20 protein-coding genes are annotated in these 25,731 nt (G+C 64.7%); 11 read left to right on the top strand and 9 right to left on the bottom strand.

Annotation, left to right across the window (positions count from 1 at the left end; genetic code table 11):
* The first annotated feature begins 79 nt into the window (after positions 1 to 79).
* On the top strand, positions 80 to 1,318 hold the full coding sequence (locus ACX0GZ_RS14270; protein ID WP_458817421.1) for a TetR/AcrR family transcriptional regulator: 1,239 nt from the start codon (positions 80 to 82) through the stop codon (positions 1,316 to 1,318).
* A 156-nt stretch (positions 1,319 to 1,474) separates the two neighbouring features.
* Here the strand turns inward: ACX0GZ_RS14270 and ACX0GZ_RS14265 are convergent, their stop codons facing one another.
* From ACX0GZ_RS14265 to ACX0GZ_RS14250, 4 genes are all read right to left on the bottom strand, one after another.
* Positions 1,475 to 2,791, bottom strand: a complete 1,317-nt coding sequence (locus ACX0GZ_RS14265) for a spinster family MFS transporter (RefSeq protein WP_458817420.1) — start codon at positions 2,789 to 2,791, stop codon at positions 1,475 to 1,477.
* Between the two features lie 76 nt (positions 2,792 to 2,867).
* Entirely contained in the window at positions 2,868 to 5,690 is a 2,823-nt protein-coding gene (locus ACX0GZ_RS14260) for a TonB-dependent receptor (RefSeq protein WP_458817419.1), read from the bottom strand.
* A gap of 185 nt (positions 5,691 to 5,875) precedes the next feature.
* Positions 5,876 to 6,940: an acyl-CoA dehydrogenase family protein gene (locus tag ACX0GZ_RS14255; RefSeq protein WP_458817418.1), complete on the bottom strand. Its 1,065-nt coding sequence runs from the start codon at positions 6,938 to 6,940 to the stop codon at positions 5,876 to 5,878.
* Between the two features lie 113 nt (positions 6,941 to 7,053).
* Positions 7,054 to 8,274: an acyl-CoA dehydrogenase family protein gene (locus tag ACX0GZ_RS14250; protein ID WP_458817417.1), complete on the bottom strand. Its 1,221-nt coding sequence runs from the start codon at positions 8,272 to 8,274 to the stop codon at positions 7,054 to 7,056.
* 167 nt (positions 8,275 to 8,441) lie between these two features.
* Between ACX0GZ_RS14250 and ACX0GZ_RS14245 the strand changes: the two genes are divergently transcribed.
* Positions 8,442 to 9,128 (top strand): glutathione binding-like protein, encoded by a 687-nt coding sequence (locus ACX0GZ_RS14245; protein WP_458817416.1) that lies wholly within the window; start codon positions 8,442 to 8,444, stop codon positions 9,126 to 9,128.
* Between the two features lie 200 nt (positions 9,129 to 9,328).
* Here the strand turns inward: ACX0GZ_RS14245 and ACX0GZ_RS14240 are convergent, their stop codons facing one another.
* Positions 9,329 to 10,123: an SDR family NAD(P)-dependent oxidoreductase gene (locus ACX0GZ_RS14240; RefSeq protein WP_458817415.1), complete on the bottom strand. Its 795-nt coding sequence runs from the start codon at positions 10,121 to 10,123 to the stop codon at positions 9,329 to 9,331.
* Positions 10,124 to 10,196: 73 nt separating this feature from the next.
* Between ACX0GZ_RS14240 and ACX0GZ_RS14235 the strand changes: the two genes are divergently transcribed.
* From ACX0GZ_RS14235 to ACX0GZ_RS14205, 7 genes are all read left to right on the top strand, one after another.
* The gene (locus tag ACX0GZ_RS14235) at positions 10,197 to 11,729 is read left to right on the top strand and encodes a class I adenylate-forming enzyme family protein (RefSeq protein WP_458817414.1); all 1,533 of its coding nucleotides are present in this window, start codon (positions 10,197 to 10,199) and stop codon (positions 11,727 to 11,729) included.
* On the top strand, positions 11,726 to 12,496 hold the full coding sequence (locus ACX0GZ_RS14230; protein WP_458817413.1) for an acyl-CoA thioesterase: 771 nt from the start codon (positions 11,726 to 11,728) through the stop codon (positions 12,494 to 12,496). The genes ACX0GZ_RS14235 and ACX0GZ_RS14230 overlap by 4 nt, the downstream gene beginning before the upstream one ends.
* A 312-nt stretch (positions 12,497 to 12,808) precedes the next feature.
* Positions 12,809 to 13,627, top strand: a complete 819-nt coding sequence (locus tag ACX0GZ_RS14225; protein ID WP_458817412.1) for a hypothetical protein — start codon at positions 12,809 to 12,811, stop codon at positions 13,625 to 13,627.
* 106 nt (positions 13,628 to 13,733) lie between these two features.
* Positions 13,734 to 14,453 (top strand): response regulator, encoded by a 720-nt coding sequence (locus ACX0GZ_RS14220; RefSeq protein WP_458817411.1) that lies wholly within the window; start codon positions 13,734 to 13,736, stop codon positions 14,451 to 14,453.
* 2 nt (positions 14,454 to 14,455) lie between these two features.
* Positions 14,456 to 15,835: a sensor histidine kinase gene (locus ACX0GZ_RS14215; RefSeq protein WP_458817459.1), complete on the top strand. Its 1,380-nt coding sequence runs from the start codon at positions 14,456 to 14,458 to the stop codon at positions 15,833 to 15,835.
* 146 nt (positions 15,836 to 15,981) lie between these two features.
* Complete coding sequence (locus ACX0GZ_RS14210) at positions 15,982 to 16,677, top strand: endonuclease/exonuclease/phosphatase family protein (protein ID WP_458817410.1); 696 nt, start codon at positions 15,982 to 15,984, stop codon at positions 16,675 to 16,677.
* 158 nt (positions 16,678 to 16,835) lie between these two features.
* A complete protein-coding gene (locus ACX0GZ_RS14205; RefSeq protein ID WP_458817409.1) occupies positions 16,836 to 19,118 on the top strand; it encodes a patatin-like protein in 2,283 nt (760 codons plus the stop codon).
* 137 nt (positions 19,119 to 19,255) lie between these two features.
* Here ACX0GZ_RS14205 and ACX0GZ_RS14200 read toward each other — a convergent pair whose 3' ends face one another.
* On the bottom strand, positions 19,256 to 19,504 hold the full coding sequence (locus tag ACX0GZ_RS14200; RefSeq protein ID WP_458817408.1) for a DUF7218 family protein: 249 nt from the start codon (positions 19,502 to 19,504) through the stop codon (positions 19,256 to 19,258).
* Between the two features lie 132 nt (positions 19,505 to 19,636).
* On the opposite strand from ACX0GZ_RS14200, the gene purF reads away from it, so the two are divergent.
* Together purF and ACX0GZ_RS14190 are read left to right on the top strand one after the other, a co-directional pair.
* On the top strand, positions 19,637 to 21,094 hold the full coding sequence (gene purF / locus ACX0GZ_RS14195; protein WP_458817458.1) for an amidophosphoribosyltransferase: 1,458 nt from the start codon (positions 19,637 to 19,639) through the stop codon (positions 21,092 to 21,094).
* A 107-nt stretch (positions 21,095 to 21,201) separates the two neighbouring features.
* The gene (locus tag ACX0GZ_RS14190) at positions 21,202 to 21,912 is read left to right on the top strand and encodes an SDR family NAD(P)-dependent oxidoreductase (protein WP_458817407.1); all 711 of its coding nucleotides are present in this window, start codon (positions 21,202 to 21,204) and stop codon (positions 21,910 to 21,912) included.
* Positions 21,913 to 22,216: 304 nt separating this feature from the next.
* Here the strand turns inward: ACX0GZ_RS14190 and ACX0GZ_RS14185 are convergent, their stop codons facing one another.
* From ACX0GZ_RS14185 to ACX0GZ_RS14175, 3 genes are all read right to left on the bottom strand, one after another.
* Complete coding sequence (locus ACX0GZ_RS14185; protein WP_458817406.1) at positions 22,217 to 23,437, bottom strand: serine hydrolase domain-containing protein; 1,221 nt, start codon at positions 23,435 to 23,437, stop codon at positions 22,217 to 22,219.
* Between the two features lie 5 nt (positions 23,438 to 23,442).
* Positions 23,443 to 24,789 (bottom strand): class I SAM-dependent methyltransferase, encoded by a 1,347-nt coding sequence (locus ACX0GZ_RS14180; protein ID WP_458817405.1) that lies wholly within the window; start codon positions 24,787 to 24,789, stop codon positions 23,443 to 23,445.
* Between the two features lie 147 nt (positions 24,790 to 24,936).
* Positions 24,937 to 25,731: cryptochrome/photolyase family protein (locus tag ACX0GZ_RS14175; protein WP_458817404.1), on the bottom strand; the 795-nt coding region annotated here is incomplete at its 5' end.

The raw sequence follows: 25,731 nt of genomic DNA, 5'->3' as shown, positions 1-25,731 counted from the left end.
TAAACGGCTCGTCTCAACCGCGCCCATGCTGCGCACAAAAAACACTGTCGCTTCGAAATTCATTTGCTAGAGTTTCGCGATGCAGGGGCACGACACCGTGGCGGATGGCTCCGCCGGAACCAAAAGATTCCAGGCCAAGCGGGACGCGATCCTCGCCGCCGCGGCAGAGGCGATCAACGAACAATCGGCAAAGGGCATGACCTTTGCCGATGTCGCGCGGCGCGTCGGGCTGAACACCACGAGCGTCACCTATTATTTCAAGCGCAAGGAGGATCTTGCCGCCGCCTGTTTCGACCAGACGCTGACGCGTCTGACCGCGATGCTCGACGCCGCGCTTCAGGAAACGACGCCGCAGGCGCGGGTCGCCAAGTTCCTGTCGATCAACATGGCGCGGCTTGCCCGCGTGCGCGAAGGCGAGGAGACCGAATTCGCGATCCTGTCCGACCTGCGCGCCACCGAAGAACCCGCTCGAACCAAGCTGATGGCAGGCTGGCGCGAGGTATTCCGCAAGACCCGTGCCTTGTGGGGCGACGGCGGCGGGCGCGAGCATACCGATCTTCGGAGCGCCCGCGCCCATACATTGCTCGAAAACAGCTTCTGGCTGTCGGCTTGGCTGGAGCGTTATTCGGTCGACCAATATCCCCGCGTCGAGGCGCGGTTGATGGACGTGTTCGAACATGGCCTCGCCGCGCCGGGGCGCGACTGGTCGCCTCAACTGCTCGACCTCGATCACGGCGACACCGAGCCGCAGCGGGTGCAGTTCCTGCTCGCGGCCACGCGGCTCATCAACGAACTCGGCTATCGCGGCGCATCGGTCCAGCGGATCGCATCCGAGCTGAACGTGACCAAGGGCAGCTTCTACCACCATCTCGACGCCAAGGACGATCTTGTCATCGAATGCTACAAACGCAGCTTCGACACGATCACCCAAGGACAGCGCGACGGCGACGATCTGGGCGGCGATTACTGGCAACGGTTGCAGAATGTCGTCGCGACGTTGCTCGACATCCAGTTTTCGGAAGCCGGGCCGTTGCTCCGCACCACCGCGCTTTCGGGGCTTCCCTTGCGCGTGCGCCAGACGATGATCGACCGGTCGAACCGCATCGCGCGGCGCTTTGCGGGCACGATCAGCGACGGGATCGCCGAAGGATCGATCCGCGCGGTCGATCCGCTGGTCGCGAGCCAGGCGTTGATGGCGCTGCAAAACGCCGCGTTCGACATGCGCAAATGGGCAGGCACCATGCCACGCGAGAAAGCGGTGGCGATGTATGCGTCGTCGCTGATGTTCGGAATGTTCGACGACCGCGCGGTGGGGTGATCCCAAGCCACACTCTTCCGTCCTCTCCCGCCTCACTCCATTCCAGGCAACCTACCCCCACCGTTCGTTTCGAGCGAAGTCGAGAAACCCGCCCGAAGCGTCCGGTCCACGTTTCTCGACTTCGCTCGAAACGAACGGTGGAGGAGCGCGTGTACCTTAAGTCGCCTGCGCCCGAGCGTCCTGCTGCGCTTTCAGCAGCACCCCGGCCCGCCAATAGTGGAAGATCGCCCAGGGTGTGATCGCGGCGAAGATCAGCATCGCGTAACGGAGCGAATCCTCGCCATAGGTCGGGTTGAGCGCATCGCTCAGCCGCCCGACGGCAACCGGACCGATACCCAGTCCGACCATGTTGATGACGAGCAGCGTAATCGCCGCCCACAAGGCCCGCACCTTTTGCGGCGCGAGGCTCTGGATCATCGCGAAGCTCGGGCCGAGATAGCTGTTCTGGAACAGCAGCGCGACGACATAGGCCGACAGCGCCAGCTGCCAACTGTCGAGCCAGTAGAACATGAGCGCGAAGGGCAGCGCGATGACCTTGAGTACCGCCACCATGTAGCTTTGCGCGTGCATCCCCTTGTTCTTCGCCAGCCAGTCGGCGAGCCGCCCGCCCAGCACGGCGGACAAGGCGCCGACGACGCCCAGGATCGGCGCGACGATCCACGCGATCTGGAGCAGGCTCATGTCGAGCGACCGCTGCATATAGCTCGGACCGAACGCGGCGAGGCCATATCCGATCATCGAGGTGAGCGTGACGCCCAGCACCACATGCACCGCCGCCTTGTTGCGCCACATGCCGGCAAAGCCTTCGCCCAGCGTCGGCATCGTGTCGCTCTCGGCGACCTTGGCAACGTCGGACAGGCCACGGCGCGGCTCGACGACATATTTCCACACGAAGAAAGCGAGCAGAACGCCCGGCAGGCCGACCGCGAACAAGGCGATCCGCCATCCGTAATAATGCGCGACGGTGCCGCCGATCATCGTCCCGAACGCGGTGCCCAGCACCACGCCCAGCGAATAGATCGCCATTGCGCCGGCGCGCTTTTCGGGCGGATAGAGATCGGCGATGATCGAATGGCTGGGAGGGCTCGACCCGGCTTCGCCGACGCCGACGCCGATGCGGAACAGCAGCAGCTGGATGAAATTCTGTGCAAGGCCGCAAGCGGCGGTCATCGCGCTCCACACGGTCAGCGAAATGGCGATGATGTTCTTGCGGTTCATCCGGTCGGCCAGCCGCGCGACCGGAATGCCGAGCCCGGCGTAGAAGACCGCGAAGGCGAGGCCCGTCAGCATGCCCAGCTGAGTATCGGATAGGCCCAGGTCGTCCTTGATCAGCTCTTGCAAGATCGCGAGGATCTGACGGTCCATATAGCTGAAGAAATAGGTGACGGTAAGCAGCCCCAGCGTCCATCCCCGACGGCGGATGGCGACATCGTCGGCGATCGCATCGGCGACCTGGACTGGACTGGCGCTCATGGGCGGCTCCTCGATTGATACTCAAACAAAAAGGGCGGGCCGCTCGGAAAAGCGACCCGCCCTTGGGCGCGGACGGTCAGAACCGCCCGCGCAACGTCACGCCGTAAGTCCGCGGCTCGGCGAGGAACTGCGAGAAGATCTGGCGCCCGCCGGGATATTGCGGATCCGCAAACGCCGTCGTCGTCGAAGTCGCACCTTCCTGGAACGGCGAGTTGAACGCGACCTGGGCATAATCCTTGTTGAGCAGGTTCTGGCCCCAGAATTCGAGCGCCCACCGTTGCGCTGGGCCACGGATACCGACACGCGCGTTCAGGATGAAGAACCCGTCCTGTTCCTTTTGCGGGAACAGGTCGGACCCGGTGTTATAATCGCCGGCCAGACGGCCATCGACGTAGAACAGGGCCGAGAGACCGGAATTGCCGAGCTGCGGCGTCCAACCCACCGATGAGGTCACGACGATCTCGGGAGCGTTGGACAGATTGTCGCCCGGCAATTTCCGAAGCGCCTGGTTGAGCGGCGCGCCGCTGGCATTGCCGACAAGGTTGTCGCGGAACGTGGTCTCGGCATAGGTCAAGCCCATCGCGATCCTCAGGTCGCGGACGGGAACGATCTGCGCTTCCAGCTCGACACCCTGGGAAAGGACACCGTATCCCAGGTCATCGCTTGCACAGGCACCCGACGCGGTTGCCCCGGCGTTGAAGTTGGGCGCGCCGGTGAACTTGCTTTGATCGCGATCGCCGCCAGCAAGATCGGCGGTACAGCCATTCACGTTCTGAACGATGAACACCGTTCCGTCGAAGGTGTTGAGCTGGAAGTTCTTGAACTCCTGGCGGAACGCCGCGACCGACACGCTGAACGGGCCGGTTGCGTATTTGGCACCGACTTCGTACGCGTCGACCGTTTCGGGATCGAACTGGAGACGACCGGTCAGTGCCTGCGCACCGCCCAGCGATGCGAAGGACTGCACGGGCTGCTTCAGCGCCGAGCGGTCGAGGTTGAAGCCACCCGCCTTATAGCCGCGCGAGAAGCTGCCATAGACCAGCAGGTCGGGCGTCACCTTGTATGACAGGATCGCGGTGCCGGTGAACTTGTCCTCTTTGCGTTCGTCGCTGATCGAAACGCCATTCAATTCCGACGTTGAATTCCCCTGACACGACAGACCCAATATGCCGCCCGCGATCGCCGCAAGTGCCGGATTGGTCAAGAACGGCGTCAACGCCTGTTGGTTGGCGACGCATGCGGTATTGTCGTTCGTGAAGTTCGCCGAAAAACGCTTGCGTTCGTCGGTGTATCGCAGGCCCAGCGTCAGATCGAGCTTGTCGGTGAGATGCACGATGTTGTGGGTGAAGGCGGCAAAGCTCTCCGTATTCTGGCGATAGGTGTCAACGATCGATCCGCGATCGCGAATGCCGTCCAACCGGTCGAATGCCGCAAGAATGGTTGGCCCGGCCGCACCGAAGGCCCCAGCAACGCCTTGTCGGCCGGTAATCCCGCCCAGAGCCGGGATCGGAGTCGTGCCGATACAACTGGTCGAACCGGGCGAATAGAATGACGCCAATGCCGTGCCGGAAATGATCCGGCATGTTGCGAACCGGCCATAATCGTTGCCGAACCGCAAGTCGCTGGTAACCCGGATACGCTCATTCAGATAGAAGCCGCCGACCAGCCAGTCGAGCCGACCGTCGAACGCGCTTCCCTGCAAGCGCAGTTCCTGAGTGAAGGTGCGGAACCGGCGCGAGTTGCTGTCGCCACCGCCGTTATACAACAGATCGGCTGTGCCATAGTCGGTATCGCTGGCCTGGGTATTGTAATAGTTGCGATAGGCGGTGATCGACGTGAAGGTGGTGTCGCCGAACGTCCAGTCGACCTGCCCGGAGAAGCCATAGTCTTCGGAATTGCTTTCATAATCGCGGCCCGGCGTCACCGACACATTGCGGCTATACCCCTGATTGAAGGCCGCCGGATTCTGGCCCAGCGCGGTCAGTACATTGATGATGTTGTTGCCGTTTCCAAACGTGCCCGGCCCCGCATTCACCGAAGCTACCGGGTTGTTGAGATTGCCGATAAACGGATTGACCGTTGGCCCGACATAGGTGGCAGCGCAGCAGTTTTCGTCACGCTTGCTGTAATCGCCGATCAGGCGGACGTTGATGTCCGAATTGGGCTGGAACAACAACTGGCCACGAACGAAGTAACGGTCGCGATCGTTGATCGTCGTGCCGTTCGCGGCGTCATTGTAGAACCCGTCGCGCTTGACATAAACGCCGTCCACACGCGCCGCGAGCACGTCGGAAATGATCGGACCGGTCAGGCCGACCCCGAAACGCCAGAAATCGTAGTTGCCATAGGTCGCCTCCGCACTGCCGCCGAAGGTGAATTCGGGCTGCTTGCTGATGATGCTGATCAGGCCCGCCGACGAGTTGCGCCCGCCAAGCGTGCCCTGCGGTCCGCGCAGAACCTCGATGCGATCGATTTCGCCGAGTTCGTTGAGGCCGATCCCCGAGCGCGAGCGATAGACGCCGTCGATAAAGGTAACCACCGAGCTTTCGAGACCCGGATTGTCGCCGACCGTGCCGATCCCGCGGATACGCGCCGAGCCGTTGGCTTCGGAACCCGTCGACGACACCAGCAGCGACGGCGCGAGCTGGTTCAGCTGGCGAATGTCGTTGGCACCCGACAAGGCCAGGCTTTCGGCATTGACCGCCGAAACCGCGACCGGAACGTCGGCCAGGATCTGAGAACGACCTTGAGCGGTAACAACGATCGAGCCGCCGACCTCCTGCTCCTGCACATCCTGCTCGGTGGACGCGGCCGTCACGTCCTGCGCATGGGCCGGCATCGCGAGCGCCAGCATCAATGCCGAACCCGCGCACGCAACCATCAACTGTCGCTTAGCCATAGCATCCTCTCCTGATTGGCTGCGCCTGTTGGACGGCGCATACCTCATCCTCGAATTTGAAGCGGTGTCCCATGTTCGTCAAGTGGGAATCCCGCATATTCGCTAGCGTTCGACAAAGGTGTGACGCAAATACCATACACCAAAATGGCCATACCCCGCGCCCGAATTGAGTATCAAATCGAAACTCAATAGCCGTTCAACCGGGCAAAGCGGTCGCGGTGATAGGAGGCGGTGCCCCACATCGTCTCCAGCACCTGCGCGCGCTTCATGTAAAAGCCCGCATCATGCTCGTCGGTCATGCCGATGCCGCCGTGGAGCTGGATCATCTCGCGGCTGACCAAGTGCAGCGTTTCGCTCGCCACCGCCTTGGCCAGACTTGCCGCCTGATCGACGCCCGCGCCGCGGTCGAGTGCTTCGAGTCCGCCCTCCACCGCCGAGCGCATCAGCTGCAACTCGGTGAACATCTTTGCCATGCGATGCTGGAGCGCCTGGAAGGTCGATAGCTTCTGCCCGAACTGGGTGCGGGTTTTCAGATAGTCGTTGGTCTGCTCGAACGCCGCTTCCGCCATGCCGAGCATTTCGGCCGCCGTGGCGATGGCGGCGCGGTCAGTGGCCGCCGCGATCAGATCGGTCCCGCCCAGCTTTCGCGCTGGCGCGCCATCGAAGCGCACATCGGCATGGCTGCGGAAATCGACCATCGCGCGCGACGACTTGGTGACCCCCGCTGCGTCCTCGACCAGATAGAGGCCATCCTCGGCCGACACGACGAACAGGGTTGCGGCGTCGCCTTCCGCGACGAACATCTTGGTGCCGGTCAGCTTGCCGCCCTCGACACGGGTAGCGCATCTTGCGGGGTCGAAGCGCGAGCCTTCATCGATCGCCAGGGTCGCGATCGCTTCGCCACTGGCGATGCGCGGCAACACCTCGCCCTTCAGCGCCTCGTCGTCGGACAGCAGGATCGCACCCGCCGCCGATGCGGTCGCGGCAAGCGGGCTTGCCGCCAGCGTCCGCCCCAATTGTTCGAGCACCAGCCCGAGCGCCAGCCAGCCCATGCCGACTCCGCCCTGCTCTTCGGGAACGATGACGCCCGCCCAACCCATTTCGGCCTGAGCGCGCCATTTGTCGGCGTCGAACTTCTCCGCCGCGCCGGATTTGCGGAGTTTACGAAACTCCGTGACGGGCGATTCATTGTCCGCCCATTCGCGCGCCATGTCGCGCAGCATCACCTGTTCGTCGTTGAGTACGGCCATTATTCAGCCCCGCCTTTTCATTGGTGTCGTCATGCCAGCGCAGGCTGGCATATCAGGCCGCACGCACGCCGCCTGATCCCCCAGTTTTCGCTGGGGAGACGATCTGTTTTTTTCTATTGATGGTCGAGCATCCCCAGGATGCGCTTGGCGATCACATTGTTCTGGATCTCGGTCGATCCGCCATAGATCGACACCGCCTTGCCCCACAGCCAGGTGCGGGTCTGCTCCAGTTCCTTTGCCGTGAAGCCCTCGCCTTCCCAGCCCAGCCCCTGCATCCCCATGATCTCCAGCGCCAGTTCCGCGCGGTCTTGGGTAATCCGCGCGCCGACATTCTTCATGATCGACGTGGTCGCCGACGGCCCCTGGTTGGACTTGGCTTCCTCGCCCGCGCGCTTCAGCGTCAGCAGAAACGATCGCACGTCCATTTCATGCTTGATGATGCGAGTGCGTAGATCGGCATCGGAAATGCGGCCCTGTTCGTCGGTACCGACATATTCCTTCGCCAGCGCGCTGAGTGGCATCCCCGCGAACAACCGGCTCGCCCCGCCGCTGCCGCCCGACAGGCTGGCGCGTTCGTGCTGCAAGAGCCGCGTGCCGATTTCCCACCCCTGCCCCTCGCGTCCGACCAGGTTCGCTTTGTCGGTCTTTGCGTCGGTGAAGAACGTCTCACAGAACGGCGACGAGCCGGAAATCAGCCCGATTGGCTTCGTATCCACCCCCGGCTGGTGCATGTCGATCAGCATGAAGCTGATCCCGCCATGTTTCGATTCCTTCGACGTGCGGACCAGCGCGAAGCATTTGTCGGCCCATTGCCCGCCGCTGGTCCAGGTCTTCTGGCCATTGATGACGTAGTGATCGCCCTTGTCCTCGGCAAAGGTCTGGATATTGGCGAGGTCGGACCCGGCATTGGGCTCGCTATAGCCCTGACACCAGCGCACCTCGCCGCGCGCGATGGCCGGGATGTGTTCGCGCTTCTGCTCCTCGGTCCCGTATTCGAGCAAGGTCGGCCCGAACATCATCACGCCCATGCCGCCGATCGGGTTATGGGCGCCTGCCCGGCCCAGTTCATCCTGCAGCACGCGCGCCTCGGCCTTGCTCAGCCCACCGCCGCCATAGTCCTTTGGCCAGGTGGGGACGCCCCAGCCCTGTTCGCCCATCGCCTCGCGCCACGCCTTTTCATCGGCGCTTTCCTCGCTCGGCCCTTCGAGCGCGGATAGGCTGGCATCCTTGCCTTTCAACGATGCCGGGAAATTGGCGGCGATCCAGTCGCGCACCTGCTGCCGGAAATCATCCAGCGAATTGACGGCCGGTTCGGCCTCGGCAACACCTGCCATCCTGCTCCTCCATTTCGGCGCCCGGCGCTCATGCACCGCAGGTCACCCGATCAGGATTCGAAATTGCGGTATGTCCGACGCCACGTCAAGCGCGATGATGCGCGGTTGTGGTCGCGACGGACCATGACCATCTGGCGCAGCGAGGGAATTGCAACGGAGCGCCACCCATGATCGACCTGCATTATTGGCCCACGCCGAACGGCCACAAGATCACGCTGTTTCTCGAAGAAGCGGGGCTGGAATACCGGATCGTGCCGGTGAATATCGGCGAAGGCGCGCAGTTCGAGCCCGATTTCCTCAAGATTGCGCCCAACAACCGGATGCCCGCGATCGTCGATCACGCGCCGGCCGATGGAGCCGCGCCGGTGAGCGTGTTCGAATCGGGCGCCATCCTGATCTATCTCGCGGAGAAGACGGGGCGCTTCTACGGCCCCGACGCCCGGACGAAGACCGAGCAGTTGCAGTGGCTGATGTGGCAGATGGGCGGGCTGGGGCCGATGCTGGGGCAGAACCATCATTTCAACCGCTATGCGCCCGAGAAGATTCCGTACGCGATCGACCGCTATATCAAGGAAACCGCGCGGCTATACGGCGTGCTCGACCGGCGGCTTGAAGGGCGCGAGTTCATCGCCGGGGATTATTCGATCGCCGACATGGCGGCCTATCCGTGGATCGTGCCCTATGAGGCGCAAGGCCAGCGGCTGGAGGATTTCCCCAACGTGAAGCGCTGGTTCGAGGTGATCCGCGCGCGGCCCGCGACGGTGGAGGCATATCGCAAGGGCGATGAGGTGAGCCCGCCGAACCAGCCAATGACCGAGAAGGCAAAAGCGGTGCTGTTTGGGTTGAAGAACTGACCCGCCCCGCCGCGCTCAGGCTGAGCCTGTCGAAACCGGGTTTTGTCCCAACACCCTTCGACAGGCTCAGGGTGAGCGCTCGAATGCCCCCGCCCCCCCTTTGACCGTTCGTTTCGAGCGTAGTCGAGAAGCGCGGGCTGGGCGCTCTGGTCGCGTTTCTCGACTACGCTCGAAACGAACGGAAAAGGGGACGGGCGAAATCACCCCCGCCCCGGCCGTCTGCTCAACCCCACATCGAGATGCGCGCCCGCGTCGAGCAGCACCGTCTCGCCGGTAATCACCCGGCTCGCCGGGTCCAGCAGCATGACGATCGGCCCGGCAATATCCTCGGCATGCGCCGCCATCGCCATCGGAACCTGCCCGGCGATGAAGCCTTCGAACTTCGCGAACTGATCCGCGTCCATCCGCTCCGAAAACCAGCCCGTCCCGACATAGCCCGGCGCCACCGCATTCACCCGAATCGCGGGCGCCAGCACCCGCGCGAGGCTCTTGGTCATGGTAATCAGCGCGCCCTTCGACGCGGCATAGGCGACCGACGAACCATTGCCGAACACGCCCGCGACCGAGGCGAGGTTGACCACCGCCGCACTGGGACTTTCGCGCATCAGCGGCACGCAGGCGCGCGTCATCTGAAACGCGGCGACGGTGTTCAGGCGATAGATGTCGAGGAAATCGTCCGCCGACAGCGCGTCGAGATCCTCATGGTCAGCGAACTTCGTCTTGCCCGCATTGTTGACGAGCAGGTCGATGCGCCCGAACGCTACGCGCGCCGCTTCCGCCAACGCCCGGCACTGGGCGTCGTCGGCGATATCGGCCTGGACCGCGATCGATCCGCCCCCGACCTCCGCCGCCAGCGCCTCGGCAGCGTCGCGGCTGGAGGCATAGTTGATGACGCATCGCACGCCCCGCTTGGCGAGCGCCCGCACCACTGCCGCGCCGATTCCGGTTCCGCCGCCAGTGACGATCGCCACCATGCCATGCATCGCGTCGGTCATTTCGCTTCTCCCAAAAGCCGGTTTTCGAAAATTGCGTATGGCATTCGTGCGGCGGCTCGCATAGCTGGAAAGCATGACTGCCGACGATCCCGCCTTGCCCGCCGCCCTGATCGACAGCGATTTCGGAACGCTGTCCGACCTGATCGCGGCACACGCCCGCGCGCAACCGGACAAGGCTGCGCTGGTCGGCGAGGACGCAATGCTCGACTATGCCGCACTCGACGGGGCGATGGACCGCATCGCCGCCACGCTTCAGGCGGCGTCGATCGCCAGGGGTACGCCGATCGCGATGGTGGCGAGCAACAGCGCGGCGCTCGCCACGCTGTTCCTGGGGGCGTTGCGCGCCGGATGCGTGCCGACGCCGCTCGCGCCGTCCTCCACGCCCGACCAGATCGCGGCGATGGTCGCCGATTGCGGATCGCCGATGCTGTTCGCCGAGGATGCTTCGTTGGCGGCGCTCGCCGACGCTCCGTTCGCCGTGCCGCTGCTGGCGCTCGGCGAGCTGGATCGATGGGCGAATGCGACGACACCGCCCGCCGCGGTAGAGATCGCGCCCGAAGACCCGTTCAACATCATCTACTCCTCCGGCACCACGGGCACGCCCAAGGGGATCGTCCAGCCGCACGCCATGCGCTGGGCGCAAGTGTCGCGCAGCAATTTCACCGGCGCGGTGACGATGATCGCGACGCCGCTCTATTCGAACACAACCCTGGTCAGCTTCCTGCCCACCCTCGCCTGGGGCGGAACGGCAGTGCTGATGAAGAAATTCGACGCGCGCCGCTTCCTCGAACTGGCGCAAGCCAACCGCGCGACGCATGCGATGCTGGTGCCGGTCCAATATGCGCGGATCATGGCGCTCCCCGATTTCGACGCATTCGACCTGTCGAGCTTCGTGCTCAAGACCTGCACCAGCGCGCCCTTCTCCGCCGCGCTCAAGGCCGACATCGTCGCGCGCTGGCCGGGGCTGCTGGTCGAATATTACGGCATGACCGAAGGCGGCGGCACGACACTCCTCGTCTGCAACCAGTTTCCCGACAAGCTCGCGACGGTGGGACGCCCGATCGAGGGGCACGACATCCGGCTGATCGACGACGACGGCGTGGAGGTCGCGCCCGGGGAGGTCGGCGAAGTCGTCGGTCGATCCCCCGCAATGATGAGCGGCTATTTCGGGCGCAAGGAGGCGTCGAGCGCCGCCGAATGGTTCGATGCCGACGGCAACCGCTTCATCCGCCACGGCGATGTCGGGCGGTTCGACGCGGACGGGTTCCTGACCCTGCTCGACCGCAAGAAGGACCTCATCATCTCGGGCGGGTTCAACATCTATCCCAGCGACCTTGAGGCGATCCTCGCCACCCACCCCGATGTCGTGGAGTGCACCGTGGTCGGGATGCCGTCCGAGGCCTGGGGAGAGACGCCGATGGGTTTCTACGTCGCGCGCGCCGACGCCGAAGACGAGGCCGCCGCGATCCTCGGCTGGTTCAACGAACGGGTGGGCAAGACGCAGCGCCTCTCCGAGCTCAAACGCCTCGACGAATTGCCGCGCAGCGCGATCGGCAAGGTGCTGAAGCGTGACCTGCGCGACCGTTATCAGGGAGCCGATGCATGACGTCGCTGACCGACATTCTCGCTGCCGCGACTCCGGTCGAGGGTGGCTTTGCGAGCGAGATTCCCGCCAACTGGTTGCAGGGCCGCACCGCCTATGGCGGCCTGTCCGCCGCGCTGGCGCTCGACGCGGCGCAGCGTCTGGCGGACGACCTGCCGCCGCTCCGGTCGGCGCAGATCGCGTTCGTCGGCCCCTTGTCGGGCGCGGTGACGGTCACCGCCACATTGCTGCGCCGCGGACGCAATGCGGCCTTCGTCCAGTCGGACATCGTCAGCGAGGCGGGGCTAGGGTTTCGCGCGACCTTCGTGTTCATGACCGGTCGTGAAAGTGCGGTGTCGTACGACGCCGTGCGCACCGCCCCGATCGCGCCGCCGCCGCCTGATGCAAGCCTTTATGTCGGGCCGGAAAATTTCTTCACGAGCAATTTCGAGTTCTTCGATCCCAAGTCAGACCTCGGCCCGGCGGAATGGTTGCGCTGGGGGCGGCTTCGGACGCGCGACGGACTGGACCCGATGGTCGAGCTGATGGCGATCGGCGACGGGCTGCCGCCTGCCGCGTTCAAGCTGTTCGAGAAACTGACGCCCTTGTCCTCGCTCAACTGGCAGATCAATTTCCTCGACCCCGCGCCCGCAACCCGCGACGGCTGGTGGCTGCTGGGCGCGACCAGCGACCGTGCGCAAGGGGGGTATTCGAGCCAGCGGATGACGATCTGGAATGCCGATGGCGCCCCGGTGGCCGAAGCGATGCAGGCGGTGGCGATTTTCGGATAGTCTTGCCCGTGCGAAAGCAGGAGTGCTGGCCATCGTCCGCCATATTTCCAACACTCCTGCTTTCGCAGGAGCACGAAAAGAATTGACCGCCCGCCCCCTCCGTTCGTTTCGAGTGAAGTCGAGAAACGGAATCAAAGCGCCATCCCACGTTTCTCGACTTCGCTGGAACCAAATGGGATGGGGAGTGGCCACCCCCTCTGCGACAATTTGCGACACTTTGGCCGCGCGCTGACAAAGGCGTGCGACAGCCGGGGTTCATTTATCGCACCATCGACGCGGTAGTTCGCGTCTCTAGTTGCGAGGATGCTTACGATGAACAACCGACTTTTCATGGCAGCTGCGCTTGCTGCCACCGCGATCGCCGGGGTTGCGATCGCCGGTCAGGATAGCTCCAGTCCGGCGATGCAGGGCGCGAACAAGACGCCTGCCGACGCCAATCGTGACGGCATCATCACCCGCGCCGAGATCACCGCACAGGCCGACGCGCGGTTCGCGCGCCTCGATACCAACAATGACGGCCAGATCTCCGCCGACGAACGCGCCGCCATGAAGGGCAAGCGCGGCGGCGGCATGAAGCGGATGGGCATGGGCCAGAGTCGTCTGGCTCAGTTCGATACCAACGGCGACGGACAGATTTCTGCCGCCGAACGCGGCGAAGCGCGCGCGGCGATGAAGGCCAAGCGCGATGGGAGGCTCGACACCAACAATGACGGCGCCGTCACCGATGCCGAACGTGCCACCGCCAAGGCCAGCCGCACCGCCCGCCGCGCGCAGATGACCGCGCGAATGGACGCGAATGGCGACGGCACCGTCTCCGCCGAGGAACGCGCGGCATTCCGCGAAGCCCGTCAGGCGCGCCGCGCCGAGGGCGGCGAAGGCCCACGCATGGGTCGCCGTGGCGGCGGCGAGCGCGGCGCGGCGATGCTGGCGCGCGTCGATACCAATGGCGACGGCATGATCAGCCGCGACGAACATCGTGCAGCGGCACTCGCCCGGTTCGACCGGATGGACGCCAACAAGGATGGCCGCGTCGATGCAGCCGAGCGTCAGGCATTTCGCGCCCAGATGCAGGAACGACGCGCAGCAATGCGGGCGCAGCGTGACGCGCCCGTCGCGGCGCCGACCAACTGAGGTCGCGTCGAAACCGGACCGCCGGGCGGGGGTATCAGCCCCCTCCTCCCCCTGCCCGGCGGTAACCGGCCCTTTTCTCCGCCCAAGGACCTGCTAACCGATGGACATGGCCGACACCCCCCATCTGCTGCTGGTCGACGACGAACGCTCGATCCGCGAACCACTGGCGCAATATCTGACCAAACAGGGGTTTCGCGTGACCCAGGTCGGCGATGCCGAGGCGGCGCGCACGCGCTTGCAAGCCTATGCGATCGACCTCGTCATCCTCGACATCATGATGCCGGGCGAAGACGGACTGTCGCTATGCCGCCACATCCGCGCGACCAGCGAGACGCCCGTCATCCTGTTGACCGCCAAGTCGGAGGAGACCGACCGGATCGTCGGGCTGGAAATGGGCGCCGACGATTATGTCGTGAAGCCGTTTTCTCCCCGCGAACTCGCCGCTCGCATCCGCGTCGTGCTGCGCCGCATGGCGGCGGGCGGCGCGCGGCAACATGCTCCGGAGAGCGGCAGCTACGCCTTTTCGGGCTGGGTATTGAAGACCGGCGAGCGCAGCCTGGTCGATCGCGAAGGTGTATCGGTGCCGCTGTCCACGGGCGAATATAACCTCCTCCTCGCGCTGGTCACTCGCCCGCGTCAGGTGCTCACCCGCGACCAGCTCCTCGATCTGACCCAGGGCCGCGAAGCCGCCGCGTTCGACCGCGCGATCGACAATCAGGTCAGCCGGTTGCGCAAGAAGATCGAGGTCGATGCCAAATCGCCCGAACTCATCAAGACCGTCTGGGGCGGCGGTTACACGCTCGCCAGCGAGGTCACCCGGCTTTGACCATCCGGCGCTTCCTGCCCTCCAGCCTGACCGGCCAGATCGCGCTGCTGGTGGCACTCGCGCTGTTCGTCGCGCAGGCGATCAATTTCGGGCTGATCTTTCGCGAGCGTCAGGCGCTGCGCTTCAATCAGGTCACCGCACCCGCCATCACCCGTGTCGTCGATGCGATCGAACGGCTCCGCGCCGGGCGCACGCTGGTCATCCCGCGCCTTGATCGTCAGGGCAATCCACGCCCCGAACGGCGTGGCGGGCGCGTCGACCTGGTACAGGCGAACCCGATCCCTGCCGGGCTGGACCGAGCCGACGATGTGGAGGACGGCATCCGCACCGCGCTGACCGAACTTGGCCTGCCACACGGGCAGATCATTACGGGCGTGCGCCAGATCCGCAGCAACGACCCCCGCCTCGCCACCTATTCGGCGAAGCGTGCAGAACGATTGAAGCGCTTTGGCGGCGAGTTGATGATCGCGGTCGAAATACCGGGCGAAGGCTGGCTGACGCTGTCCACCCCCTGGCCACGCGGCGCACGCGACGTGATCTGGCGATTGGCGGCCCAGACGCTGATTTTCTACATCATCGTCCTGATCCCGCTGCTGTGGGTCGGGCGGCGCATCACCAAGCCGCTCAAATCGCTCGCCACCGCCGCGCGCGAGTTCCGCCCCGGCGAAGAGGCGCACGCGGTGGAGGAACGCGGCCCGGACGATGTCCGCGCGGTGATCGCCGCCTATAACGGCATGGGCGCACGGGTGACCGCGATGCTCGATGAAAAGGACCGGATGCTGGGCGCGATCGGGCATGACCTGCGCACGCCGCTTGCCGCGCTTCGCGTCCGCATCGAATCGGTCGATGACGATGCCGACCGCGCGCGGATGGCGGAAATCATCGAAGAGATGAACCGGATGCTCGACGATATCCTGTCGCTGGCCCGGCTTGGGCGCCCGAGCGAACCGGCGACCGAGGTCGATCTGGCGGCGTTGGTCGATGCGGTGGTCGAGGATTTTCGCGACATCGGTGCGGACGTTACGCTGGAGGACAGCCCCCGCATCCGCGCCCGGATGCGCCCCGCACTGATGCGCCGCGCGGTGCGCAACCTGATCGAGAACGCGGTGAAATATGCGGGCAGCGCCGAGGTTCGACTGACCACCCCGCCGGGTTCGGTCGCGATCGAGGTGTGCGATCGTGGTCCCGGCATCCCGCAGGACAAACTGGACGCGGTGTTCGATCCCTTCACCCGACTGGAGGCATCGCGAAATCGCGACACTGGCGGCATCGGGCTGGGCCTGTCGCTGGCGCGCGCGATCGTGCGCGAAGCCGGGGGCACGATCCGGCTTGCCAATCGCGACGGCGGCGGCCTGATCGCAACCATCACCCTGCCGCGATAGTTACGCAAATTCCTCCCCCACCGGGGGAGGGGGACCAGCGAAGCTGGTGGAGGGGGCGCCGCACACGAGTCGCTCGCTTGGGTCGCCCCCTCCGTCAGGCTGCGCCTGCCACCTCCCCCGATGGGGAGGAATGTTTTGGGAACCGCATGATCAAGGTCGCCAGCTATAATATGCGAAAGTCGATCGGGACCGACCGCCGTCGCCGTCCCGAACGCACGTTGCAGGTTCTGAACGAAATCGACGCCGACGTGATCGCGCTGCAAGAGGCCGATCGCCGGTTCGGCACGCGCGCCAGCGTGATGACGCCGCATCTGTTGGAAGAGCATAGCGACTGGAAAGCCGTCCCGATCGCGCTGCGCGACCGGTCGATGGGCTGGCATGGCAATGCCCTGCTGGTGCGGAAAAGCGCCGAAATCCTCGATTGCGAGGCGATCCATCTGCCCGCGCTGGAGCCACGCGGCGCGGTGATGGCGGATCTGAAAATCAACGGCAAACGCTTGCGTGTCGTCGGCATGCATCTCGACCTGTCGGGGCTGTGGCGGCGCCGTCAGGCGCAGGCGATCCTCGCCCATCTCGCCCATGAGCGAGAGGCGATGCCGACGGTAATGATGGGCGACCTCAACGAATGGTCCGCCCGGCTCGGCTGCATCCGCCATTTCTGCCGCCATTACGACATGGCCGACACCGGCCCCAGCTTCCACGCGCGGCGGCCAGTGGCGAAACTAGACCGCATCCTGGTGTCGCGCGAATTGAAGGTCGCCGATTGTGGCGTCCATGAAAGTCTCGCGTCGCGCACGGCTTCCGATCACCTGCCGATATGGGCTAGGGTGGTGGCGAGTTGAGGACGCAACTTTATCCGTTCGTTCTGAGTAGCCCCTGAGCGAAGCCGATGGGGCGTATCGAAGGATGCTTCGATACGAGTCCTCGATACGCCGCTGACGCGGCTACTCGGCCTCTACTCAGCACAAACGGATATGATTGTGGGGAGCCAGCGAGCGGAATGCGCGAAAAGGAATTGCGGCTGGCGCTCGTCTGCTACGGCGGGATCAGCCTGGCTGTCTATATGCACGGCATCACCAAGGAAATCTGGCGGCTGTCCTCCGCCAGCCGGGCGTTCGCCGATGGCGATCCGCCCGCGCCCGGCAGCCAGGGCGTCTATCGCGCGCTGCTTCAGGACATCGAGGACGAGACCGGCATCCGCCTGCGCGTGCTGATCGACATCATCGCGGGCGCCAGCGCCGGCGGGATCAACGGCGTGTTTTTGGCGCAAGCCATCACCACCGGCCAGCCGCTGGAGCCGCTGACGCAGATGTGGCTCGACAATGCCGATGCCGACGCGCTGCTCGACCCCGATCAGGCGCCAAAATCGGGCATGACCAAATTCTGGGCCGCGCCGATCGCGTGGATGGCGGCGAAGAAGGGGATCACCGTCGACGGCACGGTGGAGCCGGAGGAACGCGAGGAAGTGCAGGCCAAATTGCTGCGCTTCGTCCGATCGCGCTGGTTCGAGCCGCCGTTCGGCGGCAAGCGGCTGCTGAACATGATCCTCGACGCGTTGGACGCGATGGCGAAGTCGCCCAAGGCCAAGCGGCTGCTCCCGAATGGCCAGCCGCTCGACCTGTTCGTCACCGTAACCGATTTCGGCGGCCATCCTGAACGCCTGCGGCTCAATTCGCCGCCCGAGGTGGTCGAGACCGAACATCGCCTCGTCCTCTCCTTCACCGATCATGGCGACACGCCCGAAACGCTCGCCCACCCCGCCGAGCTGGCCTTTGCCGCGCGTGCGACGTCCAGCTTTCCCGGCGCGTTCCCTGCCTTTACCGTCGGCGAACTGGACGCGGTGGCCGAGGAACGAAAGCTGCGCTGGCCGAGCCGGAAAGCGTTTCTCGACCGCATCCTGCCGCGCCATTTCGCGATCGGACGCGCCGAACAGGCCGCACTCATCGACGGATCGGTGCTGGCCAACGCGCCTTTCCGTCCGGCGATCGAGGCGCTTCGCGAACGCCCCGCGCATCGCCAGATCGATCGCCGTTTCGTCTATATCGACCCGTCGCCCGGCATGACCTTCGCGCTGCGCAGCAATGGCGATGAAGCGCCCGGCTTCTTTCGCACCGTCATCGGCGCGCTGAGCGAATTGCCGCGCCACCAGCCGATCCGCGACAATCTCGACGCGCTGTCCGACCGATCGGAAAAGATCGAACGGATGCTGACGATTCTGGAACGCATCCGCGAGGAAGTGGAAGCGCAGGTCGAATCGCTGTTCGGCTACACGCTGTTCCTCGATTATCCGACGCCCAAGCGGCTGGAAGGGTGGCGCAGGCGCGCACAGAATGCCGCCGCGTCCAAGGCCGGTTACGGCCACACCGCCTATGCGCTGCTGAAACTCGACGGCATCGTCGACCGCATCGCGACGACGCTGAACACGATCGCGGGCAAGCCCGATCACGACGCCTGGCACCGGACGCGCGCGGCGGTCGCGGCGGCGGTCGAAGCGCGCGGCGCGCATGAATTTTCGGCGAAAACCACCAATGCCGAGGCAATCGCATTCCTGCGCGCGCACGATCTGGGCTTCCGCATCCGCCGCCTGCGCCTGCTCGCACGCCGTCTGGCCGAACTCGACGCTCAGGCAGGCGAGGCCGAGGTAAAGCCGATGCGCGACGCGATCTACGACGCGCTGTCCGCCTATCTCGAATGCGAGCGATCGGATCGTTACCGCGCGCTTCGCCCCGAATTAAAGGCGATGGACGGCGACGCCGCGCCGGTGCTCGACCGGCTGGAGGCGGCGATGGACCTGCGTCGGCTCGACGACGAAACCGACGCGGCGCTGTCCACCGCGCTCAGCAGGCTGGACAAGGAGCTTCGGCGGCCGATGCTGCTTGCCTATCTCGGCTTTCCGTTTTTCGACATCGCGACGCTGCCGATGTTGCAGGGCGAAGGGCTCGACGAATTCGACCCCATCCGCATCGACCGCATTTCGCCCGACGACTGCAACACCATTCGAAAGGGCGGCGCGGAGGCAACGCTCAAGGGCACTCAGTTCAACAATTTCGGCGCGTTCTTCAGCCGCGCCTATCGCGAAAACGACTATCTCTGGGGACGGCTGCATGGTGCCGATCGGCTGATCGACATCGTGGTTTCGACCCTGCCCGATACCGTCACGCTGAAACCCGGCGCGATCGCAGGGTTCAAGCGCCGCGCGTTCCACGCGATTCTGGACGAGGAGGAACCTCGCCTGAAAACCGCCGACCGGCTGATCGCATCGCTGAGGGTGGAGATCGGTTGAACCTCATCCCCGAGACACCCCCAACCCGCTCGTTTCGAGCGAAGTCGAGAAACGTGACCCGAGCGCCAACATCGCGTTTCTCGACTTCGCTCGAAACGAACGGGGAAGGCGATTTCGCTAGACCGCAATTTAGCGCTTCAATGCGAGCGGATCGCCTTGACCAGTTCATCCTTCGACATCTGCGACCGCCCCTCGATCCCGATGTCTCTCGCCTCATCGTACAGTTCGTCCTTCGAACGATCGTCGAGATTCGTCCCCTTGCGGTCGAGCGTCCCCGCCGCCTTCGCATTGGCGATGCGGGCGGCCTTTTCCTTCGATTCGCCCTGCTTGCGCAGTTCCTCGTACAGCTTGTCGTCCTTGATCTGCGGTCCGTGATCCTTCGCCATCGTCATTCTCCGTTGCGACAATGCAAAAACGCCCGATTTCACGGCAGGTTCAGCGATGTGTGACAAAGGGGGGACAAAGCGGCCAACCCTCCCTATATGGCCGGTGACTTGGATCACGCGAAGCTGGGCTGCATGCTGACCACCAATCCTTACGACGACGACAAACTCCGCGAAGAATGCGGCGTGTTCGGGGTATCCGGCGCGGAAGGAGCGGCCGCGCTCGTCGCGCTGGGGCTTCACGCGCTCCAGCACCGGGGACAGGAAGCCGCCGGGATTTCCAGCTTCGACGGCCAGCAATTCCACAATCACCGCGCGATGGGCCATGTCGCCGGCAATTTCGACCGGCCCGAGATTATCGAAGCGCTGCCGGGCGAAGTTGCGGCCGGCCATGTCCGCTATTCGACGACGGGAGAAACCGCGCTCAGAAACGTGCAGCCGCTCTATGCCGAACTGGCCTCGGGCGGTTTTTCGATCGCGCATAACGGCAACATCTCGAACGCGATGCGGCTGCGGCGCGACCTGATCCGATCGGGTTCGATCTTCCAGTCGACCAGCGATACCGAGACGATCATCCACCTGGTCGCGACCTCGCATTACCGGACGCTGCTCGACAAGTTCATCGACGCGCTGAAACGGGTCGAGGGCGCCTATTCGCTGATCGTGATGACGCCTGAGGGGATGATCGCATGCCGCGATCCGCTGGGCATCCGTCCGCTGGTGATGGGCAAGCTGGGCGACAGCGTGATCTTCGCGTCCGAAACGGTCGCGCTCGACGTCGTCGGCGCGACCTACGAACGCGATGTCGAGCCCGGCGAACTGGTCATCGTCAAGGGCACCGAGGTCCGCTCGATCCGCCCGTTCGGCGAGCGTGCGGCGCGGCCCTGCATCTTCGAATGGGTGTATTTCTCGCGCCCCGATTCGATCGCCGAGGATCGCTCGGTTTATGCAGTGCGCAAGGAAATCGGCGCGCAACTCGCGATGGAATCGCCGGTCGATGCCGATCTGGTCATCCCGGTGCCCGATTCGGGCGTGCCCGCCGCGATCGGATACGCTCAGGCGTCGGGCATTCCGTTCGAACTCGGCATCATCCGCTCGCATTATGTCGGCCGCACTTTCATCCAGCCGGGCGACAAGGTCCGTCATCTGGGCGTCAAGCTGAAGCACAACGCCAACCGCTCGCTGATCGCGGGCAAGCGCGTGATTCTGGTCGACGATTCGATCGTGCGCGGGACAACCAGCCTCAAGATCGTGCAGATGATGCGCGATGCGGGCGCGGCAGAGGTTCACATGCGGATCGCATCGCCGCCGACCCGGCACAGTTGCTTCTACGGCGTCGATACGCCCGAGCGCGCCAAGCTGCTTGCCGCCAAGCACGATGTCGGCGGGATGACCGACTTCATCCATGCCGACAGCCTGGCCTTTGTCTCCATCGACGGCCTCTACAAGGCGCTGGGTCAGCCGACGCGCGCCGAGCGCGAACCCGGCTATTGCGACGCCTGCTTCACCGGCGATTACCCCACCCCGCTGACCGATCAGGACGAAACTACACAGGTCGACCAGTTCGCCCTGCTCGAAGAACGGGTGGGTTAGAACAACTCTTCGCAACCGCGCTCACCCTGAGCTTGTCGAAGGGTGTCGAGACAAACCCGGCTTCGACAGGCTCAGCCTGAGCGCGGGGAAATATCCCAGGACTGCACATGACCGACAAATCCTTCACCGACAAAATCGCGCTCGTCACCGGCGCATCGCGCGGCATCGGCGCGGCGACCGCCATCGCGCTGGGCACACGCGGCGCGCATGTCGTGCTCACCGCGCGTACCGCCGCCGGGCTTGAGGAAGTCGAGGAACGCATTCACGAGGCGGGCGGCACCGCGACCATCGCGCCGCTCGACCTGATCGACGGCGACAGCGTCGCGCGGCTGGCGCAGGCGGTCAGCGAACGCTGGGGCAAGCTCGACATGCTGGTGCTGAACGCCGCGACGCTGGGCCAGCTATCGGCGGTGCCCGCGATCGACATGAAGGAAATGGCGCGGCTGCTGACGCTGAACGTCAGTGCGCAGGCCGCACTGATCGCGTCGTTCGACGACCTGCTCAAGAAAAGCGGGCGTGGTCGCGTCGTCGGTCTGACCTCCAGCGTCGGTCGCAGCCCGCGTCCCTATTGGGGGCTGTACGGCGCGTCCAAAGCAGCATTCGACACGCTGCTGGCGAGCTATTCCGAGGAACATCGCGGGCTGGGCAAGGTCCGCGTCGCGATCATCGATCCCGGCGCCACCCGCACCAAGATGCGCGAGCGCGCCTATCCCGGCGAAGACCCCAACAGCGTGAAGCTGCCGGAGGTCGTCGGCGAGCGGATCGCCGCGCTGCTGGCCGAGGATTTCGCCACCGGCCATTTCGAACGGGTGGACTGAACCTTCCCTGTGTCATTGCGAGCCTAGGGTCCAAACTCAATCAGGGGGTCGGCGTGATCGCCCACCCGCCGCTCCGGGCGACCGCTTTGCGGCGGGCCGATTTCGGCGCCAGGCAGCGTTGCTCGTCGGGCACGATGCTCAAGCATCGCGCCTTCCTCGCGCCTTGCCTGGCACCAAAATCGGCTCCGTCACGTCGATCTCCTGATTGAGTTTGGACCCTAGCGAAGCAATCCAGCCGTTACGCGCACCGCTCTGGATTGCTTCGCTACGCTCGCAATGACGACAAAGAGGGAAGCGAAACGGACTACTTCTCGGCAGCCGCCACCAATTCACTCACAAACTTCAAGCGAGGCATGGTCAGGTCGCTCCCCGTCGCACGCGGCCACGCGCTGACCATCGCAATCACCGTCTTCGTTTTCGGATCGACCGTGATCGACTGACCGAAAATCCCCTGCCCGCCATACAGCCCGCCGGGATAGGTCCACCACTGGTAACCATAGCCGAACCCGGCGGCGTTCAGCGTGACGTGCGGTCGCGTCGCTTCCGCGATCCAGCCATCGGGCACCAGGCCTGCTCCGCCCTCCAGCGCGAACAGCCCCATCCGGGCATAATCGCGCAACGACACCGACAGGCAGCAGCCTGAGACTTCCTGCCCGGTCGGGTCGACCATCCAGAACGCGTCCTGCTCGAAACCATAGGGCTTCCAGATCTTCTCGCTCAGATAGGTCGCGATCGACCGGTTGCCGATCGCATTCGACACGAGAACGCCGATCAGGTTGGTCTCACCGGTCTTGTAGACGAATTTGTCGCCCGGCTTGGTCTCACGCGGCAGCGTCCGCATATAGGCGACCGTCGCGTCCATTCCCGCGGGCGCGGGTTTGGCATACATGCGCGCCACGTCCGAATTGGGGTCGGTATAATCTTCGTTCCAGCGCACCCCCGACGTCATCGTCAGCAACTGCGCGATCGTCACTCCGTCATAGCCCGACCCCGCCAGTTCGGGGATATAGCGCGTCACCGGCTCGTCGACCGACTTGATGAAACCGTCCTTGATCGCCGCGCCGACCAGCGTCGAGGTAAATGACTTGGCGACCGAAAAACTGGTCCAGCGCCCCTCGCGTCCGAACCCCAGGCCATAGCGTTCCAGCCGCACCCGCCCGTCCTGAACCACGATCAGTCCGGCGACGTTGTTCGCCTTCATATACGCATCGACCGTCGCGCCATCGACCGGCAGCGGCGTGCCTGCGGGAAGCGGCTTCACCCGCGATCCGGCCTGGACGACATAGCCGGGGAAAATCGCCTCCATCTGCCGGAAATTGCGCTCGCGCGTCGGCTGGTCCCAGAACAGGATTTCCGCGCCGACCTGCTGCAATCGCCCCAGATCGGAGGGCGCGACGGTCATCGCATCGGACACCACCGCGTCCTTCGCGACCGGTATGCCGTTCAGCGACGCGACCTGCGTTTCCGCCGCGCATCCCGCCAACAGCGCAAGACCCGCAATTCCGCCGAGCAACCGTCCGATCATCCCCCTCACTCCTTCTTCACCAGCGTCACCTGGGCGACGTCGATCGCGCCGCCTCTGAATCCGCCTTCGCAATACATCAGATAATAGCGCCAAAGCTCGCGGAAGGCGTTGTCGAATGCAACCGGTATCCGCCCTTCGCGATCGGCGGCGTCGAACGCCTCGCGCCACAGCCGAAGCGTTTCGGCATAGTCGGCGCCGAAGCGATGCGGATCGGCCCATTCCAGCCCGCAATCTTCGGCAATTCGACGAAACCGACTTTCCGAGATCAACAGCCCGCCGGGAAAGACATAGGTCTGAATGAAGTCGACATTGGCGGCGTAGTTCGCGAAGATCGCATCGTCGATCGCGATATACTGAATCGCCGCCCGGCCTCCCGGTTTGAGCACGCGGGCAATGGTCTGGAGATAGGCGGGCCAATATTCCTGCCCCACCGCCTCGACCATCTCGATGCTCGCAACCGCGTCATAGGTGCCCGCGACATCGCGATAATCGGTCAGTTCGACCGCCACCCCCGTCAGCCCGGCCGCGGCCATCCGCGCTTCGACATGGCGCTTCTGTTCGGCAGCCAGGGTCAGCGCATGGACTCGCCGCCCGCCCCGCGCCGCGGTTTCGGCAAACGATCCCCAGCCGCAGCCGATCTCGAGGATGGTATCGCCGGGTCCGGTCGCCGTGCGCGCCAGGATGGCGTCGAGCTTGGCCTGCTGCGCCGCCTCCAGACCTCCTGCGGTCGGACGCCCCTGCGCGCTTACCCTGAGCCCGTCCAAGGGTGCTTCCGCCATCCCGGCTTCGACAGGCTCAGGGTGAGCGACGGGTGCACCGAACAGCGCACTCGAATAGGTCAGCGTCGGGTCCAGCCACGCGCGATAGAAATCATTCCCCAGATCGTAATGATAGGCGATGTTGCGCCGCGATCCCTTCTTGTCGTTGCGCCGCAGTCGGTGCGCCAGCCGCCGAAACACCCGCGTCGCCGGACTTGCCCGCCCCAGCAGCGCAAGCGTGGTGCGATTGAGCGTAAAAATCTCGAACAAGGGCACTGGATCGGGGGACGACCAGTCGCCGCGCGCCCACGCCTCATACCATCCCGCCGAGCCGCCCGCCGCCAGGCTGACGAGCGCGCGCCAGCTGTGGAGGTGCACCACCGGATGCGGCCCCGGTCGCCGTCCGCCGAGCAGGCGCGTGGTGCCGTCGGGCAGGCTCGCCTCGATCGCGCCATCGACGATCGCGCCATCCATCCGGTCGAGGAAGCCGTGAAACAGCGCCGTGAAGGGGTTGAGCAGCGTATCGATCGCCCGCGCGCGATGCCCGCGTGGCGCGACGACACGACGCCCCCGATTGCTGCGCTCAACGTTCACGCGGCATCCACTCCACCCGTCATTCCCGCGCAGGCGGGAATCCATAACCCATGCCAGTGCTTATGGATTCCCGCGCGCGCGGGAATGACGAATTGGAAAGCGATCATGTCTCCCTAATGCACCGAGCAAGACTCTTCGCAAGCCCTCTCACTTCACCTTGGCATAAGCCGCAAGCGCACGCTCGCGCGCTTCGCGATGCCCGATGATCTTGGCCGGATAGTCCTTCGGCCGACACCCATGCTCGTCGGGATCGTGGATCACCGCGTCCGACAGCTTCGCCAGCTCCGGCACCCATTCGCGGATATAATCGCCGGACTCGAATTTCTCCGATTGCGACAGTGGCGCCATGATCCGGCTGAACATGTTGGAATCGATCCCCGTTCCCGCGACCCATTGCCAGTTGACCGCGTTCGACCCGTAATCGGCATCGACCAACGTGTCCCAGAACCATTGTTCGCCATGACGCCAGTCGATCAGCAAATGCTTGATCAGGAACGACGCTGCGATCATCCGCACGCGATTGTGCATCCAGCCGCTGGTCCAGAGTTGCCGCATCCCGGCATCGACGATCGGATAGCCGGTGCGGCCCTCCTTCCAGGCCGCGAAATCCCCCCGCGCCTCGCGCAAGTCGCGCCACGGCAGCGCGTCGAACCGGTCGCGCGCGTTCTTCGATGCGTAATCCGGAAACTGCAGGATCACGTTCTGCGCATAATCGCGCCATCCCAGTTCGCCCAGGAACACATCGACCGATCCGCCTGCCTTCATCGTGCGGTGCCAGACATGGGCAGGCGACACCTCGCCGAAATGGAGGTGAGGCGACAGGCGCGCGCTTCCTTCGATCGAGGGCAGGTTGCGCGTCGCCTCGTAATCCGCAGCCTCGCCGACGAAATCATTGACCCGCGCCCGCGCGCCATCCTCCCCCGGCGTCCATTCCTGGGCGCT

The organism is Sphingomonas aestuarii (genome assembly GCF_054457155.1).
This window is presented reverse-complemented; position numbering and strand designations above follow the sequence as displayed.

Coding starts and splice junctions, on each gene's coding strand:
- purF (WP_458817458.1), top strand. CDS start 19,637: ATGCTGACCACCAATCCTTACGACGACGACAAACTCCGCGAAGAATGC.
- ACX0GZ_RS14265 (WP_458817420.1), bottom strand. CDS start 2,791: ATGAGCGCCAGTCCAGTCCAGGTCGCCGATGCGATCGCCGACGATGTC.
- ACX0GZ_RS14225 (WP_458817412.1), top strand. CDS start 12,809: ATGAACAACCGACTTTTCATGGCAGCTGCGCTTGCTGCCACCGCGATC.
- ACX0GZ_RS14205 (WP_458817409.1), top strand. CDS start 16,836: ATGCGCGAAAAGGAATTGCGGCTGGCGCTCGTCTGCTACGGCGGGATC.
- ACX0GZ_RS14250 (WP_458817417.1), bottom strand. CDS start 8,274: ATGGCAGGTGTTGCCGAGGCCGAACCGGCCGTCAATTCGCTGGATGAT.
- ACX0GZ_RS14210 (WP_458817410.1), top strand. CDS start 15,982: ATGATCAAGGTCGCCAGCTATAATATGCGAAAGTCGATCGGGACCGAC.
- ACX0GZ_RS14270 (WP_458817421.1), top strand. CDS start 80: ATGCAGGGGCACGACACCGTGGCGGATGGCTCCGCCGGAACCAAAAGA.
- ACX0GZ_RS14245 (WP_458817416.1), top strand. CDS start 8,442: ATGATCGACCTGCATTATTGGCCCACGCCGAACGGCCACAAGATCACG.
- ACX0GZ_RS14190 (WP_458817407.1), top strand. CDS start 21,202: ATGACCGACAAATCCTTCACCGACAAAATCGCGCTCGTCACCGGCGCA.
- ACX0GZ_RS14230 (WP_458817413.1), top strand. CDS start 11,726: ATGACGTCGCTGACCGACATTCTCGCTGCCGCGACTCCGGTCGAGGGT.
- ACX0GZ_RS14240 (WP_458817415.1), bottom strand. CDS start 10,123: ATGACCGACGCGATGCATGGCATGGTGGCGATCGTCACTGGCGGCGGA.
- ACX0GZ_RS14220 (WP_458817411.1), top strand. CDS start 13,734: ATGGCCGACACCCCCCATCTGCTGCTGGTCGACGACGAACGCTCGATC.
- ACX0GZ_RS14200 (WP_458817408.1), bottom strand. CDS start 19,504: ATGGCGAAGGATCACGGACCGCAGATCAAGGACGACAAGCTGTACGAG.
- ACX0GZ_RS14255 (WP_458817418.1), bottom strand. CDS start 6,940: ATGGCCGTACTCAACGACGAACAGGTGATGCTGCGCGACATGGCGCGC.
- ACX0GZ_RS14185 (WP_458817406.1), bottom strand. CDS start 23,437: ATGATCGGACGGTTGCTCGGCGGAATTGCGGGTCTTGCGCTGTTGGCG.
- ACX0GZ_RS14260 (WP_458817419.1), bottom strand. CDS start 5,690: ATGGCTAAGCGACAGTTGATGGTTGCGTGCGCGGGTTCGGCATTGATG.
- ACX0GZ_RS14235 (WP_458817414.1), top strand. CDS start 10,197: ATGACTGCCGACGATCCCGCCTTGCCCGCCGCCCTGATCGACAGCGAT.